This is a genomic window from Mesorhizobium sp. M1A.F.Ca.IN.020.06.1.1 (assembly GCF_004023265.1).
GTDB lineage: Bacteria > Pseudomonadota > Alphaproteobacteria > Rhizobiales > Rhizobiaceae > Mesorhizobium.
The window spans coordinates 1-823 of record NZ_RZSR01001526.1; the positions used below are offsets into that span (position 1 = coordinate 1).

General features: G+C 65.4%; 1 protein-coding gene. It reads left to right on the top strand.

Annotated elements, in window-relative coordinates; genetic code table 11:
- The coding region (locus tag EOA60_RS35315) for a molybdopterin cofactor-binding domain-containing protein (protein ID WP_164899888.1) at positions 1 to 823 on the top strand (823 nt) is incomplete at both ends.

Here is an 823-nt window from a genome sequence, read left to right on the forward strand (position 1 = left end):
GGCAGCTGGTCGGCCGTGTGCTTCGCAGCCCGCACGCCCACGCGATCATCAAGAAGATCGACACCTCGAAAGCCGAAAAGCTCGCCGGCGTGAAGGCGGTGATCACGGCGAAAGACCTGCCGGACCTGACCGATGGCGATGCCGGCATGTTCGACACCCTCGACAATTGCATGGCGCGCAAGAAGGCGCTCTATGACGGCCATGCCGTGGCCGCGGTGGCGGCGATCGATGCCCGCACCGCCAGGCAGGCGCTGAAGCTGATCGAGGTCGACTATGAGGTGCTGCCGCATGTGACCGACGTCGACGAGGCGATGCAGCACCACGCCCCGCTCATCAACGATGCCATCTTCACCGAAGGGCTGGAGGAAAAGCCGGTCAAGCCGTCCAACGTCTCCAAGCGCACGCAATACGGCCATGGCGACGTCCACCAGGGTTTTGCCCAGGCCGATTTCGTCGTCGAGCGCTCCTTCAAGACCGAGCAGACGCATCAGGGCTATATCGAGCCGCATGCCTGCGTGGCGAGCGTCAATCCCGACGGCACGGCCGATCTCTGGGTCTGCACGCAAGGTCATTTCGTCTATCGCCAGCATTGCGCCCAGCTGCTCGGCCTCGAAGTCTCGAAGCTGCGCGTCACCTCTTCCGAGATCGGCGGCGGCTTCGGCGGCAAGACCCATGTCTGGGCCGAGCCGGTGGCGCTGGCCCTGTCGCGCAAGGCCGGCCGCCCGGTGAAGCTGGTGATGACCCGCGACGAAGTGTTCCGCGCCTCAGGGCCAACCAGCGCCACCTCGATCGACGTCAAGATCGGCGCGAGGAAGGACGGCAC